Here is a 14,823-nt window from a genome sequence, read left to right as displayed (position 1 = left end):
GTCACTTCCTTTTTCGTTACGCGGCTTGTTTGACCGCTTCTTTTTTTGCTTGTCGTTTCGCAAGGATGAATGTCAATCCGAATGTCACGGCAAAGGCGATGACCATACCAATGATATACGAGATGATCGAACCCGGTGCGATTGAGATAATTCCTGGTAATCCGGCAGCACCGAGCGCTACTGCCAATACGTCGTTTCCAACGATGAATGCAGACGCAACGGCTGAACCAACGATGGCTGCGATGAATGGATAACGAAGTTTTAAGTTGACCCCGAACATGGCAGGCTCTGTGATCCCAAGTAATGCAGAGATTCCTGATGCTGAGGCGACACCTTTCATCTTCTTATCAGCAGTCAAGAAGAAGACGGCAAGGGTAGCTGCCCCTTGTGCGACGTTTGACATTGCAGCGATTGGGAAGATGAACGATCCCCCTGTTTCAGCGATATCGGCGAGAAGCTGTGTCTCAATTGCGATGAAGCTATGGTGCATCCCCGTGATAACGATTGGAGCGTAGAGAAGACCCATGATCAAGCCACCGACGAACCCGAGTGAATCGTACGTCCATACTAATCCATCAATGATCAAGTTCCCTGCTTCGCGTGTGATTGGACCCACGAAGGCGAACGTGATGAATGCTGTGAAGAGAAGTGAGAGCAATGGCGTGAGCAAAATATCAAGTGATGCCGGCATGAACTTCCGAATGTTGATTTCAAGTTTCGATAAAATGTACGTCGAGACGAGGACTGGTAAGACTTGTCCTTGGTATCCTAACTTCTCAATCTCAAGCCCAAAGATGTTCCAAACCGGAATCTCCTCAACGCTTGCCTGAGCGTATGCATTGATCAAGTCCGGGTGAACCATGATCATCCCGAGAGCTGCACCGAGATATGGGTTACCACCGAACCGCTTGGCTGCGGAGAACCCTATGAGTACAGGTAGGAAGACGAAGGCGGCGTTTGCGAACGTATTGATCATCGCTGCTATGTCTGCCATGCCTGGATACTGGTCAATCAATGAACGTCCTTCAAAAAACAAATCCGGTGCTGTCAATAGGTTGTTGATCCCCATCAAGAGACCTCCGGCGACGATGGCCGGAATGATTGGGACAAAGATATCTGATAACATTTTGACGAATTGCTGGAGCGGGTTCATCTTTTTCGCTCCGGCTGACTTCACGTCTGTCGTTGACATGTCTCCAAGACCTGTCAATTGTGAAAATTCGGCATAAACCTTGTTGACCGTACCTTGTCCGATGATGATTTGGTATTGTCCTCCTGTCGAGAACGTTCCTTTGACGACGTCAAGTTGTTCGAGTGCTTTCTCATCGACCTTTGACTCATCGCTCAATACGAGACGAAGACGAGTCGCACAATGCGCCGCTGCCGCAACGTTCTCTTTACCGCCGATTGCCTCTAATATCGATGCTGCTTCTTTTTTGTAATCCATTTTCATTTCCCTCCTAACGTTTCATTCACAAGTTGTCGTGATGGAATGGCTGGAATGGCGCCATAAGCTGTACATGTTAATGCACCCGTTACGTTCGCATATTCAATATCGGAACGTAACCGCTGCGGGTCCATCCCGAGTGTCGCCAAACGATACAAATAGGCACCAACGAATGCATCACCTGCACCCGTCGAATCCACACTCTCAATCGCAATCGATGGAACGATTTCGTGGTGATCCGTTGTCGCAATCAATGTGCCACGAGATCCGAGTGTGATCGCCACCTGTTTAGTACCTAATCGTAGAAGCGCTTGAACCGCTTCTTCAAGTTGCTTCTCACCAGTTAACAAGTGGGCTTCTTCTTCACTTAGTTTGACGAAGTCTGCTTCTGCGATGAAATGTCTCGCGTCTTGTTTAAACTGTTCGAGGTCAGTGATCAGTGCATCACGATAGTTTGGGTCAAATGAAATGAACAAACCGTCTCGTTTTGCAAATTGCAATAATTTGAAGTACGCATCTTTCAGTTTTCCTTCAAGTAGTGCTGTCGCTGAACCAAAATGAATGATGTCTCTTGACTCAATCACTGATAAGTCGATTGAATCGAAGGCGTACTCTCCGTCACTTCCGCGACGGAATGTGAAGTCCCGCTCTCCATCCTCTTGAATTGATACGAATGCGAACGTCGTGTCTCCAGACTCCACAAGGTTTTCTGTTCGGACGCCGTTCTCGATCAACGTCTGTTTCAAGAAGAGACCAAACGGGTCATCTCCGACCTGTCCGAGGAAACTAGATTGCCCCCCGTGCTTACTGACGACTGCCGCGACATTCGCAGGTGCGCCCCCTGCTTTTTTGACGAACGTTGTCCCTTTAACGAGATCGCTAGACGCATCCTCGCATACCCAGTCAATCAACAATTCGCCGATACAATGTACGGTGTTCATATCGTCCACCTCCAAAAATCATATGAGTTCTTTATACAATTGGTACCGGTTCCAAAATTAAGTAAAAAAATGTTGCGGAACCGGTTCCGCAACACAAATGTAAACGATTTAATTTAACTTGTCAACGCTTTCGCGCACTTTTAGTTCAAAAATTGTGAACGTTTTCATTGAGACGTGTTCACCTTGCAACAGCTGTAGCATCATGTCGGCAGCTTTCGCACCAGTTCGGCGATAAGGAAGGTGTACCGTCGTGATGGATGGATGCAGGACTTCCGTGAAATCATATCCTCCAAATCCACTGACAGAGATATCCCTCGGGACAGTGATTCCTTGATTCGCCAATCCTTTCAATATTCCCAAAGCAATGTTGTCGGTCGCACAAACGATTAAGGAAACAGAGCCGACATTATCCGCCAACTGTTCACCGATTGGAATGGCATCCTCAATCTTAAACGTCGTTTGAATGACTTTGACATTTGCCTCCGACTCTTGAAACGCCCGCAAAAATCCGTCACGGCGTGCTTGACCGACCGCGATATCCGATTCATACACCCCGACATAGACCACGTTTCGATGACCCCACTCCGTGAACTGTTTACCGAGCGCATAGGCCGCATCATAGTCAGGATAGACGAGACTATGGACATTGTCATGTTGCTGACCAATCAACAAGACCGGGATTTGAATCGCCTCAATCGCCTCAAGATGACGTTCCGTGACCGTCGTTCCAAGCCAGATGATTCCGGCGACTTTTTGTTTGGCCAAATTGTATAGCTGTTCGATTTCTCGTTCCGTCTGTTGTGCTGTATTGACGACGAGCATTTGATATCCTCGTTCCGTGAGCTGTTCATCAATCCCCATCATCGTCCGTGAGGCGGCATACGAATCGAGCCGTGGAACGATGACCCCAATCATCTTCGTCTGTTTCGACTTGAGACTTTGCGCGAACTGATTCGGCTCATAGTTCGTATCTCGAATGACCCGGTCGAGTTTTTCCCTTGTTGCCTTTCCGACCGATCCACCGTTCAGATAGCGTGAGACCGTACTTTTGGCGACACCAGCGAGCTCCGCAATGTCTTTAATGGTGACTTGCTTCATCCTTACCCCTCCATATGAAAAAAGCTGACGTGCGAGACGCCGTCAGCTTAATGGTTTACCACATATCGTTTCTTAAAATTTAAATAATACAGACCGTTCCGCTTTTCGAACCCGTTCTGAATAAGAACATGATGCATCTCTTGTTGATGTGGGCTCGTCGGTGGGATGCCAGCCCGGACTGTTTGTCCATCCATCAATTTTGAGTCCAGTAAGGCAAGACGCAAACCTTCTGTCGCATATCCTTTGTTTTTGTACGCATCGAACACCATCAGGTCGAGTTGGTATACGCGGGCAAGCTTGAGTAACAAGACTTTACCGACCAGTTTGTCATCGACCATCAAGTCGTAATAGAAGTCTTCTCCATAACTATGCTCTTCTGCGTGATAAAGTTGCTCCGCCCCCATTTCCTCGAGGATCCCTTTTAACTCTTCAGCAGAAACGCCATATGCACTTTCTCCGTATTTTTGAAAGTGTTCATATTCAATCTCATCAATCTGGCGAATAGGTTGACGCACGATGTTCATCCCGTGCCCTCCTTAACTAGTAGTTCAATATCTGTCTGCGCTTATTATAAACGAATCCCTTCATGAAGCGCAAAAGATAACCGAACGTCAAATCGGTTCGATATGAATATGCACCGAGTCGACCGCATGCTCTTCATCTAATTTCCGTTCGATGTCATCACATAATTCATGGGCCGCGTCCACGGTCAAATCGCCATCGACTGCAATCGTCACGTCGAGCATCACGTGATTCCCTAGATGACGCCCTTTGATTTCACGAACTTCTTTCACCCGCTCAAATTGTTCAATCGTTTCCTCATAGGACTCGACGAGATGTGGAGGGAATCCGTCAGAAAGCTGATGGGTGGCATCTAAAAAGATTTGAATCGCTGTCCGGATGATCATGCCGGCAATCACAATTGCTAAGACCGTGTCCATCCAAGGCAGTTGAAAATAAGCGAATAGCACACCAAGCGTGGCTCCGACTGAAATCATCGCATCGGCCAAGTTGTCTTTCGCCGCCGCTTTAAGTGCCAATGACTTTGTTTTTCTCGCGAGGTTCAAGTTGAACCGATACACCCCGAACATGACGAGCGCACTGACGAAGGCGACGACCGCTGCCAACGGGTTCGGTTCGGTATACTCGCCCCCAATTAAGTTCGATAGACTGTTTAAGAAGACGAAAATACCGACCGCAATCATAATCAATGAAGCGATGAGTGCAGAGATCGTCTCCATCTTCGCATGACCATATTTATGCTCGGCATCCCGTGGCAATGCAGCCACCCGAATGCCAATATAGACCGCGACCGATGCAATTATATCCGTCGTATTGTTGAATCCATCGGCTAGGACCGCCTCAGATTCATATAAGTATCCGAAGAATACCTTTAGTATAGATAAGATCAAATATGCCGTAATCGACACAATCGCTCCTTTGAGCGCTTTTGGTGGATGATTTGTTGTTTCCATCCGCCCACCTCCTTAATTAGCTTAGTTAGTATAGCAGGTGAACTTCGTGTGGGGATAGAGAAACAATGTTTCTTACAGCCAAAATAAATGGAATATATTCCCGGTAGTTTCGTTTAACAAATTTTATGGTAAAGTAAACAGGAAGAGACCTTAGGGTTAAACCGCAAAAAGAGGTGAAACAGATGTTTACAGAACGTGATGGGATCAAATTACGATTGGAACAAATTGACAGATTGTTAATCGATTTGAATCGCGAGGCAAAGCAATTGATGGCACGTCTCCGCGAATTAGATGCTTCTGGTGAAAATCCGCACGAAGTATCTCTGAAACCTGAAGAACGTGATACGTTGAAGTCGTCAATCGATGAAACGCTTGAAGCGCTTCAAAGCCGTTCAAAACGTCCGATGAACGTGAACGATGAGAAGAAGAAAGAACTCGCTTCTCATAAAGCACTTATCGATGAATTATCAGACTTACTCAGTAAGAAAAAATGAGACGCAACTGCGTCTCATTTTTTATGAAGGAGCCCGGATTATGTATATTGTCACTACATGTTTGCGACCGACAGATGATGTCTTGTCTCGAGCACATACGCATGCCACAGAATACAAGATGAAATTTGTCGACCGACGCAAACTTTCCATTGATGAGTTGAAGAAACGTCATCAACAAGGTGTACTTATCTTTGATAAACGACGTGTCGAGTTCACACCTTTGCATAGTACAGAGCCGTTCTTTTTTCACCCATCGAGCTCCGTCTTTCGGGTAAAGCAACTGAGCCGAGGTGGATCAGATCCACTCATTAATGCCATGCAAGCAAATCCAGGTGATCATGTTCTAGATTGTACACTCGGACTCGGCTCGGACAGTATCGTCATGAGCCATGTCGTCGGTTCAACCGGTAAAGTAATTGGCCTTGAGAGTCAATTCATTACGGCACAGCTCGTCCGGGAAGGCATGTCCGTATGGGTCGAAAAAGATGAGCAGGTCAATGAGGCGATGCGACGCATTGAGGTCGTTCACTCCAACTCTCTCGACTATTTAAAATCGTGTGCGGAAAATTCGTTTGATTGTATTTACTTTGATCCGATGTTTGAAAAGACGATTTCAGAATCGGTTCATCTGAACCCACTTCGCACAATCGCCGACACCTCCCCTCTCACGCAAGAATTGATTACCGAAGCAACACGAGTAGCTATGAAACGAATTGTCTTGAAGGCGCATTTTGAGAGCGATACCTTTGAACGGTACGGTTTCACTCACATAAAACGTAAAACGTCGAAGTTCCATTACGGATATATCGACCTAGAGTCTAAGTCTATTTAGTCAAATTGAACTAAATAGGTCTTTAGACTCCTTTTTTGTTTATTATTTTCTGAATATTGACATTAATCAGACACAAAGAGTACATTTACAACAAGCTCACACATTTTCCCATTATTTTTTAACAGGAGGTTCACACAAATGAAAAAACGTTCCATCCGTCGAACGACACTCGCGGCTCTCATGACATCTGCCATGACAGTCAGTATCGTTCCGGCAGCTGGTGCTGCACCCCTCTCGGTTGCACCATCGGTTCCGACAACGAGCGAGTTCGCTCCGTTCGACCACAACATCATCGATGAAGAGCGTCTCGCGAAAGCTCTCGAGAAACGTGGCGTCATCAAAAAAGGATTGTCCGCATCTGAACGCATGAAAGCAGTCGATGCGTATATCGCGAAAAAGCAAGGTGAAGCGAAAAATCCACATAAGCACGACGACAAAGTGAACGAGAAGGCTTCGAAAGCAAAAGAGAAGATACATACTCAATTCGAAAAGGAATCAAAACGAATTCTTGATAAAGCGAAAAAAGGGCAAGGGAATTACCGTAAAGGGAAACCGAACGGTCAAGTAAAAGTATCTCCTGCCCAGCAATCTGCATACAACGGTTCGGTACGTGAAGATAAAGTCCTCGTTCTCCTCGTCGAGTACAGCGACTTCAAACACAATAACATCATCCAAGAGCCGGGCTATATGTACAGCGATAACTTCAGTAAAGAACATTACGAAAAGTATATGTTCGGTGATCAACAATTTGAACTCTTTAACGGTGAAAAGGTCCAAACGTTCAAACAATACTATGAAGAACAATCAGGCGGAAGTTATACGGTCGATGGTGAGGTTTCGGAGTGGTTGACCGTTCCGGGAACCGCGAAAGACTATGGAGCTGACAAAGGTGATGGCGGACATGATAACGTCGGACCGGGACCTCGTCAACTCGTCAAAGATGCGTTGAATGCTGCGGTCGCATCTGGAATCGATTTGAAAGAACATGATCAATACGACCTTTACGATTTGGATGGAGACGGTGACTTCAATGAGCCGGACGGTCTCGTTGACCACTTGATGATCATCCACGCTGGGACTGGTCAAGAAGCAGGTGGCGGTGCGCTCGGTGACGATGCGGTATGGTCACATCGCTGGGTTCTTGATGGTGTTTATCCAGTAGCCAACACAGAAGCTGCAGTTCCTTACTGGGGCGGGAAAATGGCTGCATATGATTACACGATTCAACCTGAAGATGGTGCGGTCGGCGTTTTCGCACACGAGTTCGGACATGACCTCGGTCTTCCCGATGAGTACGATACGCAGTACACAGGTCAAGGCGAACCGGTACAATCATGGTCGATCATGAGTGGCGGTAGCTGGGCTGGTAAAGTGGCTGGTACGGAGCCAACAAGCTTCTCACCACAAAACAAAGAATACTTCCAAAAAATCATGGGTGGAAACTGGGCAAACATCACAGAAGTCGACCTTGAAGACATCAACTCTCAAGGGTTCGTCGCACAACTCGACCAATCTGTGACGAAATCAAACAACCCAGGCATCGTCAAAGTCAACCTTCCTGATAAGAAGATTAAAGGAATCGAACCAGCTTATGGCGATCGCTACTATTACTCGACAAAAGGTGACGACATCCATACTGAGATGGCAACACCAGCTGTGAAACTTGGTGCGGACGGAGTCCTCGCATTCGATTCATTCTATGAAGTCGAATCGGACTATGATTACTTGTACATCAAAGCCCTTAGCGGTGGTCAAGAAGTCGTTCTCGATGTATTCGGTGACGACGTCAACGGTGCGAACGAAGCAGGCTACCCTGCTGAGACGACGAACGGTGCATGGGTCAACAAATCATACGACCTCTCACAATTCGCTGGACAAGATGTTCAAATCGTCTTTGAATACGTGACAGACGGCGGCGTCGCCATGAAAGGCTTCGCAGTCGACAACTTGTCAATCAAATCAGAATCCGCAACACTCTTCGCAGATGATGCGGAAGGCGCTGAAGCCGTGACGCTCGATGGATTCGTCTCTTCAGACGGATACGATTCAAAACCACACTATTACTACCTTGAATGGCGTAACCACGCTGGGTCGGATATGGGACTTCTCAACGGCCGTGGCGTAAAATACAACACAGGTCTCGTCGTTTGGTATGGTGATGACTCGTACACAGACAACTGGGTCGGTGTCCACCCTGGAGAAGGGTTCCTCGGTGTCGTCGATTCACATCCTGAAGCGCTCATCGGTAACTTGAACGGTCAACAGACAGTCGCAGGTAGCACACGTTACCAAATTGCTGATGCGGCGTTCAGTCTCGATAAGACGCTCGCTTGGTATATCGATTCACCGAGTCGTGGCGTGTACGATTACAAAGCACAGTCTGGCGTGAAGCAGTTCAATGATGCAAACTCTTACATCAACTCGCTCATTCCAGATGCAGGACGCAAACTTCCGCAATACGGTCTCGTCATTGACGTAGTCGGTGAAGCGAAAGACAACTCTGCAGGTGCCGTTTGGATCCGTACAAAATAAACATGTAGCATTCGACCTCCAGTCTTCCTTTATCGAAGATTGGAGGTCTTATTATTCTAAAAAAGCTTGAAAACGACGAATAATCTGTGTAACATAGTTGGTGTAACGCCTCTGTAGGTTAGTGGCAGACCTCAGCAATGGTAATGCTGCAGCACGAGTTCGATTCTCGTCGGAGGCATCAAGAATACCGCTCAATTGAGCGGTGATAAGCACTTCCTGTTTATGACAGGAGGTGCTTTCTTTTTGTCCGTTCCCACTTTGTTCCCACTTTCCTAATTTTCATGTCACGAACACCGCTTTGTCGAATCGATTTTCAATTTGTCGAACGATTGCACTTCACAGGGTATTTCCACTAGCACTTTTTTGATATACAAGAAGGTTTTATAATTTACAGTGTTTACTTAAGTGGACCCTCTCCCTCCCCCCTCACCTTGACATCATTTCCGTTCCTCTATAAACTTGAAAAGTTGAAATCATTGAATAGTTAGAGGAAGGAGCATGATTCATGCTAAACGAATGGTTATGGATTCCTTCTGCCATCCTTACACTCGGACTACTCGTCCTCAGTTACAAGTTATTCGGACGAGTCGGCTTATATGCTTGGATTGCGATGGCTTCGGTCGTAGCAAACATCCAAGTCACGCAACAGATTGTAATTGGCGGATATATTTTCACGCTCGGTAACATCGTTTACGGTTCGCTCTACTTGGCAACCGATATTCTGAACGAAAAACATGGGCGAGCGGCTGCCCGTAAAGGCGTATGGCTCGGATTTTTCATCTTGATCGTCTCAACGGTACTCATGCAATATGCACTTTTATATGAGCCGTTTAAAGAGGCACTGTTCATGCATGAAAGCTTCGAGGCACTCTTCTCGATGCTGCCATTGATCACACTCGGTAGCCTTGCCGCCTATTTGGTCTCTCAATTGTTCGATGTCTTCGTCTATTCGAAGATCCGTGCAAAAACGGGCGAGAAGAAGCTTTGGCTTCGTACGACAGGTTCGACCGTCTTATCTCAACTGATTGATACTTTCACGTTCTGCATCATCGCATTCTGGGGAATGGAATGGGACATTTGGTGGAACATCTTTATCACGACATACGTGGCAAAGTTTGTGATCGCGTGGATGGCGACACCGTTTATGTATTACGCAAAACGAACAAATCCACAAGACGAAACCGAACAGGATGCAGCATAAAGAAAAGCCGTAACTTCAACATGAAGTTACGGCTTTTCTTATGGTCGTTCAATCAGGATACGCACAGCATACGGACGGGCTTCTTCAATCGACGCCGACTCTCGACAGACGGTAATCGCTTTGAATGCATCAATCGCGACCGCCTCGATGGTATGATCGTTCGTTTCGACTTCAAGAATGGTATAAGCAGGTAAGCGCTCGAGTTTAACCCACTCCCCGTTACGTTTTTTTTCATAGATGACTGGTGTTTGAATCGAGTAACGTCGGAGTAAATCATGGACATTCATCTGATCTCCTCCCTATTCAAATCGTACATCCATTATAGAAAGCGCTTTCAAATTTGTAAAGCGAGTACACTATAATTTTATACAATCTTCCACTTCATTTTAAATTCAATTTTGCCGATAAAAGAAGTAAAGAAATGGGGTGAATTGATGCGTTATCGCCGACAGGAGACGTTCCGCTATATCCTACCGAATCCCCGTACCATCCCTTATCGACTTGTATGGGAAGAAAAAGAACTCTATGATGGGGAAGGATTGCTCCTCAATGTGAGTTCTCATGGATTAAAATTGCGATCGGACTACCTCTTCCCGCTCTCTGATGATTTACAGATCCATTTTCTTTTCGACCTCGTTCCGACGCTTCAACCGATCGAACTCATGGGACATGTCAGACACCGTGGCCAAACGGGCTCGCTGTATGATTATGGAATCATGCTTGATGTGAAGGCTGACGAAACTCAGCAACTCGTCACGATGATTAAAACGTATGCACGTGAAAATAAATGAGAACATGCGTCAGGCATCTTCTCATTTTTTCGTGTCTCCAAAAGAGGGTATACTACAACTATCAATCATTGACGAGGTGTTCGTATGACAAGAAAATTCTTATTGATTCCTTGGGGACTGGCAATTGCATTCGCCGTCATCGGTCCAAATGTCCCGTTCGACGGACGCTTTCTTCTCGATTTTGTGACTTATAATACCGAGGCGTACGAAGGCTATTCTCTATCGCTCTTTAGTATCTTAGGGGTGTTTCCCCTGGCGATGTTTCCACTTCTTTGGTCAGAAGTGAATCAGCTCAAACCGAATCCACTCATCGCCGCTGTCACCAGTTTTTTCGTTGGGGGATTTCTACTCGCTCCTTATTTGGCTTTTGCGAGACAGTCACCTTATCCGACCCCGGTCAAACCGCTGCCGACCCGTATCCTCGGCGTTGTGCTTTTACTGGTGACAATCGGGTTGTTCATCGCTGCAGCCAATACCGGAAATGTTGCTGAATACTGGTCATATGTGGAGAACAATCAATTTGTTCGAACGATGACCGTTGATTTCTTCTTGTTGGCATTCATTCAAATCACGTTAATGAATCGGGACGCGAAACGCTATAAAATGAGTTTATGGCCGCTCCCTTACATCCCGTTGTTCGGTCTCATTTTTTGGCTCATGATTCGTCATCAAAAACCGTTCAACGAAGCACCTCCAAAGCGTGAACGGGCTGAAATGAAACATTGAGCACCCATTTTTCATCAAAAACGGCTATACTAGAAATTAGTTTTTAATGAAGGAGACCATCACATGCGTTATTTCCAAGTCACTTCTTATGTGACTGTCAAGAATGAAGAACTCGAATTCAATGAATATGTAAAAGTTCCAAACCAAAAAGTCGATCAATTTTTGAAAGACACATTGGAACTAGATTTATACGATGACCAAGTGACATTGCGCGAATGTGTTGTCGAAAAAGGGAAATGGGAATGCCCAGTCGGTGATTTTGTCATCACGGAACATATGAACGAGAAAGCATTCAATCGGCTACAAAATAGCCGCTCTGTAAAGTCAACATCATAAACCAACTCAAAAAGATCCTGCTAGCTCATTGTGCTAGCAGGATCTTTTGACTGTTACACGATTTATTCGTTCGATTCTTCCTCTGGATCAGGGTCAGGATGCTGTGTCGGAGCCGGTTTTTTCGCCGGATCCGACTCGTCATCCGGTAGCGGATCCGGGTGAACCCCTGGTTGTGATTCGTCACGCTTCATCGTATCCCTCCTTCATGTTTACTCCACTTGTTTATCCTTTTTTCACATGAATGAAACGTATCAGTGTATATTCCGGTTGCCGATGACACGTCTGGAGATCGCCTTTTCAATTTCAACAATGATAAAGACGACGGCACCAAATGCCACAGGATAAATCCAATCTTCCCACGTTAATGGAGCGGTACCGAATAACGTATGCATAAACGGTACGTACGTGATGAACAATTGTAGGGCAATGAGTAAAGCTGATACGAGAAACGCAATCTTATTGTCAAAGAAATGACGGTTGAATGCTGGTGCCAACTCCGTACGGCAGTTGTACAAGTGGAAGAGCTGGGCCATGACGATGGCATTCAAGGTAATCGTTTGTAATTTCTCGGTCGAGTAGTCGAAATCTCCGAGCATATAGTTGATCCATAAACTACCGCCCCCGATAATAATTGAAACGAAGGTGACGCGGAAAATATAGTATCGGCTGAGTAGCGGCACATTGGCCGGACGTGGCGGTCGTTTCATCGTACTCTCTTCGAGTGGTTCGAAAGCGATTGCTAAAGATAGAGTAATCGCGACAACCATGTTGACCCATAAAATCTGCACAGGACTGAGCGGTGCAGCCGCTCCGAGCAAGATACTCATTGCCACAAGCAACGCTTGACCTCCGTTTGTCGGAAGCAAGAAGAGAATGGTTTTCTTCAGGTTATCGTACACCCGTCGTCCTTCTCGTACGGCGTTATAGATCGTTTTGAAGTTGTCATCGACAAGAACCATCTGAGATGCTTCTTTCGCTACTTCCGTCCCTTTAATCCCCATTGCCACACCAATGTCAGCACGTTTTAAGGCAGGTGCGTCGTTCACACCATCTCCTGTCATCGATGTAATCAGACCGTTCTCTTGCAATCCTTTGACGAGACGAAGCTTGTCGTTAGGGCTGGTCCGTGCGAATACATCGTTATGAACGGACGCCTCTTTGATTTCTTCATCTGTCATATCTGTCAATTCACGACCTTCGAGGGCGCCTTCCACTTCCATGCCCAGTTCTTTTGCAATCGCGACAGCGGTATCTTTATGATCACCCGTGATCATTTTAATTCGGATTCCAGCATCACGACACGCGGCAACCGCATCGATGGCCTCTTGTCGAGGTGGGTCGACGATTCCAAATAAGCCGAGGAAAGTCAGACCATCTTCAACATCCTCATGGTCGATTGACGCTTTTGAACTGTCGACACGTTTTAGACCAGCACCGAGAACGCGTTGACCGCGGTCGGCAATCTCTTTTCGTTTTTCATCCCAATAGTCTTGTTTAAAGTCTTCAGACGACGCCATATCAAAGAGTCGGTCCGGCGCCCCTTTGACAAAAATCATTCGCTCCCCTTTGTAATCGACGAGCGTCGCCATGTATTTATATTCAGAATCGAACGGAATCTTCGAGATCACTTTTAAACGTTCAATTGGGCGTTCAGCTTTCTCAGCGACCGTCAACAGACAAGCCTCTGTCGGATCGCCGTTGATGACCCAGTCGCCGTCTTCTTCATTCAACTGAGAATCGTTACACGTCTTCCCGACGGTTAACAGGTCAATCATGGATTCATCATCATCCAAGTCAAACGGTTGACCATTCAATTCGAGATCTCCATTCGGAGCATATCCGCTACCCGAGACTTCGATATCATGGTTCGCTGTCACGATTTGTTTGACCGTCATCTCATTCTTCGTCAACGTACCCGTCTTATCCGTACAAATGACAGATACAGCACCAAGCGTTTCGACAGATGGTAAACTTCGAACAATCGCTTTTTGTTCAGCCATATTCCGGACACCGAGTGCCAAAATGATAGAGATGACGGCAGGCAACCCTTCAGGAATCGCCGCAACGGCAAGACCGATTGTCGTCAGCATCAATTCGACCGGCTCATAATCTCGTAAAAAGTAACCGAACGCATAAATCACGACGGAGATGATTAAGATGGCGATGGACACCGTTTGACCAAACTTTGTTGTTTGACGAATCAGAGGGGTTTTGACGGTCTGGACTTCTGAGATTGAAGCGTTGATTTGACCGAGTTCCGTACCTTCACCGATGGCCGTCACGATGGCTTTGGCACTTCCCGTCGCGACACTCGTGCCCGAGTACACCATGTTTTTTCGGTCAGCCAACACCGCGTCTTCTTTCACGACGTCCGATTTTTTCTCGACAGTCGTCGCTTCTCCGGTTAACGCCGATTCCTCAACCTTAAATTTTTCAGCTTGAACGACACGGGCATCGGCCGGCACTTTATCTCCGGCAGCAAGTACAAGGACATCCCCCACGACCAGGTCACTTGAATCAATCTCAGATTGCTTGCCGTTTCGAACGATGGTCGCCTTTGTTTCTAATAATTTTTTGATTCCTTCGAGCGCTTCTTCTGCCTTATTTTCTTGAAGGTATCCGACGACGCCGATAATCGTGACGACTAAAACGATGACGATCGTATCGATGTACTCCCCTAAGAATCCTGTGACGACGGCAGCCGCTAATAAGACGTACACGAGAACATCATTGAATTGTCTTAGAAATTTTATAATTTCAGGGGTTTTCTCTTTCTCCGGCAATACGTTTTTGCCGAATTCGTCTTGACGACTTGTGACACTTTCTGTTGTAAGACCTGATTCAAGATCAGTCTCCACATGGGTTCGCACCTCATCTACTTCGAGCGCATGCCACGGTCTGTCTTCGTTCTGCATGATTCATCCTCCTCGACCAATACTTTTTGAAAAGT

General features: G+C 46.4%; 15 protein-coding genes and 1 tRNA gene. 8 read left to right on the top strand and 8 right to left on the bottom strand.

What is annotated here, in order from left to right; all coding sequences use genetic code 11:
* Window positions 1–16 precede the first annotated feature (16 nt).
* From OKS35_RS03650 to OKS35_RS03630, 5 genes are all read right to left on the bottom strand, one after another.
* A complete protein-coding gene (locus OKS35_RS03650) occupies window positions 17–1,447 on the bottom strand; it encodes a sucrose-specific PTS transporter subunit IIBC (RefSeq protein ID WP_264092495.1) in 1,431 nt (476 codons plus the stop codon).
* A gap of 2 nt (window positions 1,448–1,449) precedes the next feature.
* Window positions 1,450–2,388 (bottom strand): carbohydrate kinase family protein, encoded by a 939-nt coding sequence (locus tag OKS35_RS03645; protein WP_264092494.1) that lies wholly within the window; start codon window positions 2,386–2,388, stop codon window positions 1,450–1,452.
* Window positions 2,389–2,496: 108 nt separating this feature from the next.
* On the bottom strand, window positions 2,497–3,486 hold the full coding sequence (locus OKS35_RS03640) for a LacI family DNA-binding transcriptional regulator (protein WP_264092493.1): 990 nt from the start codon (window positions 3,484–3,486) through the stop codon (window positions 2,497–2,499).
* A gap of 47 nt (window positions 3,487–3,533) precedes the next feature.
* Window positions 3,534–4,010 carry an N-acetyltransferase gene (locus OKS35_RS03635; RefSeq protein WP_159562258.1) on the bottom strand — a complete coding sequence of 159 codons (477 nt, stop codon included), beginning with the start codon at window positions 4,008–4,010 and terminating at the stop codon, window positions 3,534–3,536.
* An 87-nt stretch (window positions 4,011–4,097) separates the two neighbouring features.
* Window positions 4,098–4,961, bottom strand: coding sequence for a cation diffusion facilitator family transporter (locus OKS35_RS03630; protein WP_264092492.1), 864 nt, complete (start codon window positions 4,959–4,961; stop codon window positions 4,098–4,100).
* A 182-nt stretch (window positions 4,962–5,143) separates the two neighbouring features.
* On the opposite strand from OKS35_RS03630, the gene OKS35_RS03625 reads away from it, so the two are divergent.
* From OKS35_RS03625 to OKS35_RS03605, 5 genes are all read left to right on the top strand, one after another.
* Window positions 5,144–5,455: a hypothetical protein gene (locus OKS35_RS03625; protein WP_012726238.1), complete on the top strand. Its 312-nt coding sequence runs from the start codon at window positions 5,144–5,146 to the stop codon at window positions 5,453–5,455.
* Between the two features lie 40 nt (window positions 5,456–5,495).
* Window positions 5,496–6,287, top strand: coding sequence for a class I SAM-dependent methyltransferase (locus OKS35_RS03620; protein ID WP_214690949.1), 792 nt, complete (start codon window positions 5,496–5,498; stop codon window positions 6,285–6,287).
* 153 nt (window positions 6,288–6,440) lie between these two features.
* On the top strand, window positions 6,441–8,819 hold the full coding sequence (locus OKS35_RS03615) for an immune inhibitor A domain-containing protein (RefSeq protein WP_413815717.1): 2,379 nt from the start codon (window positions 6,441–6,443) through the stop codon (window positions 8,817–8,819).
* 107 nt (window positions 8,820–8,926) lie between these two features.
* Window positions 8,927–8,997: transfer RNA gene (locus OKS35_RS03610), tRNA-Thr, on the top strand.
* A 327-nt stretch (window positions 8,998–9,324) separates the two neighbouring features.
* Entirely contained in the window at window positions 9,325–10,020 is a 696-nt protein-coding gene (locus OKS35_RS03605; protein ID WP_264092490.1) for a queuosine precursor transporter, read from the top strand.
* Window positions 10,021–10,058: 38 nt separating this feature from the next.
* Here OKS35_RS03605 and OKS35_RS03600 read toward each other — a convergent pair whose 3' ends face one another.
* Entirely contained in the window at window positions 10,059–10,307 is a 249-nt protein-coding gene (locus OKS35_RS03600; protein WP_078146856.1) for a hypothetical protein, read from the bottom strand.
* A 147-nt stretch (window positions 10,308–10,454) separates the two neighbouring features.
* On the opposite strand from OKS35_RS03600, the gene OKS35_RS03595 reads away from it, so the two are divergent.
* The 3 genes from OKS35_RS03595 to OKS35_RS03585 all read left to right on the top strand — a co-directional run bounded on the left by OKS35_RS03595 (window position 10,455) and on the right by OKS35_RS03585 (window position 11,873).
* On the top strand, window positions 10,455–10,811 hold the full coding sequence (locus OKS35_RS03595) for a PilZ domain-containing protein (protein WP_264092489.1): 357 nt from the start codon (window positions 10,455–10,457) through the stop codon (window positions 10,809–10,811).
* A gap of 84 nt (window positions 10,812–10,895) precedes the next feature.
* On the top strand, window positions 10,896–11,537 hold the full coding sequence (locus OKS35_RS03590) for a hypothetical protein (RefSeq protein WP_078146855.1): 642 nt from the start codon (window positions 10,896–10,898) through the stop codon (window positions 11,535–11,537).
* A 63-nt stretch (window positions 11,538–11,600) separates the two neighbouring features.
* Window positions 11,601–11,873 carry a hypothetical protein gene (locus OKS35_RS03585; protein WP_214783249.1) on the top strand — a complete coding sequence of 91 codons (273 nt, stop codon included), beginning with the start codon at window positions 11,601–11,603 and terminating at the stop codon, window positions 11,871–11,873.
* Between the two features lie 62 nt (window positions 11,874–11,935).
* Here the strand turns inward: OKS35_RS03585 and OKS35_RS03580 are convergent, their stop codons facing one another.
* Together OKS35_RS03580 and OKS35_RS03575 are read right to left on the bottom strand one after the other, a co-directional pair.
* On the bottom strand, window positions 11,936–12,064 hold the full coding sequence (locus OKS35_RS03580; RefSeq protein WP_255541905.1) for a hypothetical protein: 129 nt from the start codon (window positions 12,062–12,064) through the stop codon (window positions 11,936–11,938).
* A 60-nt stretch (window positions 12,065–12,124) separates the two neighbouring features.
* Window positions 12,125–14,788: a cation-transporting P-type ATPase gene (locus OKS35_RS03575; protein ID WP_196430670.1), complete on the bottom strand. Its 2,664-nt coding sequence runs from the start codon at window positions 14,786–14,788 to the stop codon at window positions 12,125–12,127.
* Window positions 14,789–14,823 lie beyond the last annotated feature (35 nt).

It is taken from the genome of Exiguobacterium sp. N5 (assembly GCF_025842465.1).
GTDB classification, from domain to species: Bacteria; Bacillota; Bacilli; order Exiguobacteriales; family Exiguobacteriaceae; genus Exiguobacterium; species Exiguobacterium profundum.
This window is presented reverse-complemented; position numbering and strand designations above follow the sequence as displayed.

Bases quoted from the DNA above. Each gene is read 5' to 3' on its own strand.
- OKS35_RS03640 (WP_264092493.1), bottom strand. From the start codon at position 3,486: ATGAAGCAAGTCACCATTAAAGACATTGCGGAGCTCGCTGGTGTCGCC.
- OKS35_RS03645 (WP_264092494.1), bottom strand. From the start codon at position 2,388: ATGAACACCGTACATTGTATCGGCGAATTGTTGATTGACTGGGTATGC.
- OKS35_RS03575 (WP_196430670.1), bottom strand. From the start codon at position 14,788: ATGCAGAACGAAGACAGACCGTGGCATGCGCTCGAAGTAGATGAGGTG.
- OKS35_RS03620 (WP_214690949.1), top strand. From the start codon at position 5,496: ATGTATATTGTCACTACATGTTTGCGACCGACAGATGATGTCTTGTCT.
- OKS35_RS03625 (WP_012726238.1), top strand. From the start codon at position 5,144: ATGTTTACAGAACGTGATGGGATCAAATTACGATTGGAACAAATTGAC.
- OKS35_RS03595 (WP_264092489.1), top strand. From the start codon at position 10,455: ATGCGTTATCGCCGACAGGAGACGTTCCGCTATATCCTACCGAATCCC.
- OKS35_RS03580 (WP_255541905.1), bottom strand. From the start codon at position 12,064: ATGAAGCGTGACGAATCACAACCAGGGGTTCACCCGGATCCGCTACCG.
- OKS35_RS03650 (WP_264092495.1), bottom strand. From the start codon at position 1,447: ATGGATTACAAAAAAGAAGCAGCATCGATATTAGAGGCAATCGGCGGT.
- OKS35_RS03605 (WP_264092490.1), top strand. From the start codon at position 9,325: ATGCTAAACGAATGGTTATGGATTCCTTCTGCCATCCTTACACTCGGA.
- OKS35_RS03585 (WP_214783249.1), top strand. From the start codon at position 11,601: ATGCGTTATTTCCAAGTCACTTCTTATGTGACTGTCAAGAATGAAGAA.
- OKS35_RS03630 (WP_264092492.1), bottom strand. From the start codon at position 4,961: ATGGAAACAACAAATCATCCACCAAAAGCGCTCAAAGGAGCGATTGTG.
- OKS35_RS03600 (WP_078146856.1), bottom strand. From the start codon at position 10,307: ATGAATGTCCATGATTTACTCCGACGTTACTCGATTCAAACACCAGTC.
- OKS35_RS03590 (WP_078146855.1), top strand. From the start codon at position 10,896: ATGACAAGAAAATTCTTATTGATTCCTTGGGGACTGGCAATTGCATTC.
- OKS35_RS03635 (WP_159562258.1), bottom strand. From the start codon at position 4,010: ATGAACATCGTGCGTCAACCTATTCGCCAGATTGATGAGATTGAATAT.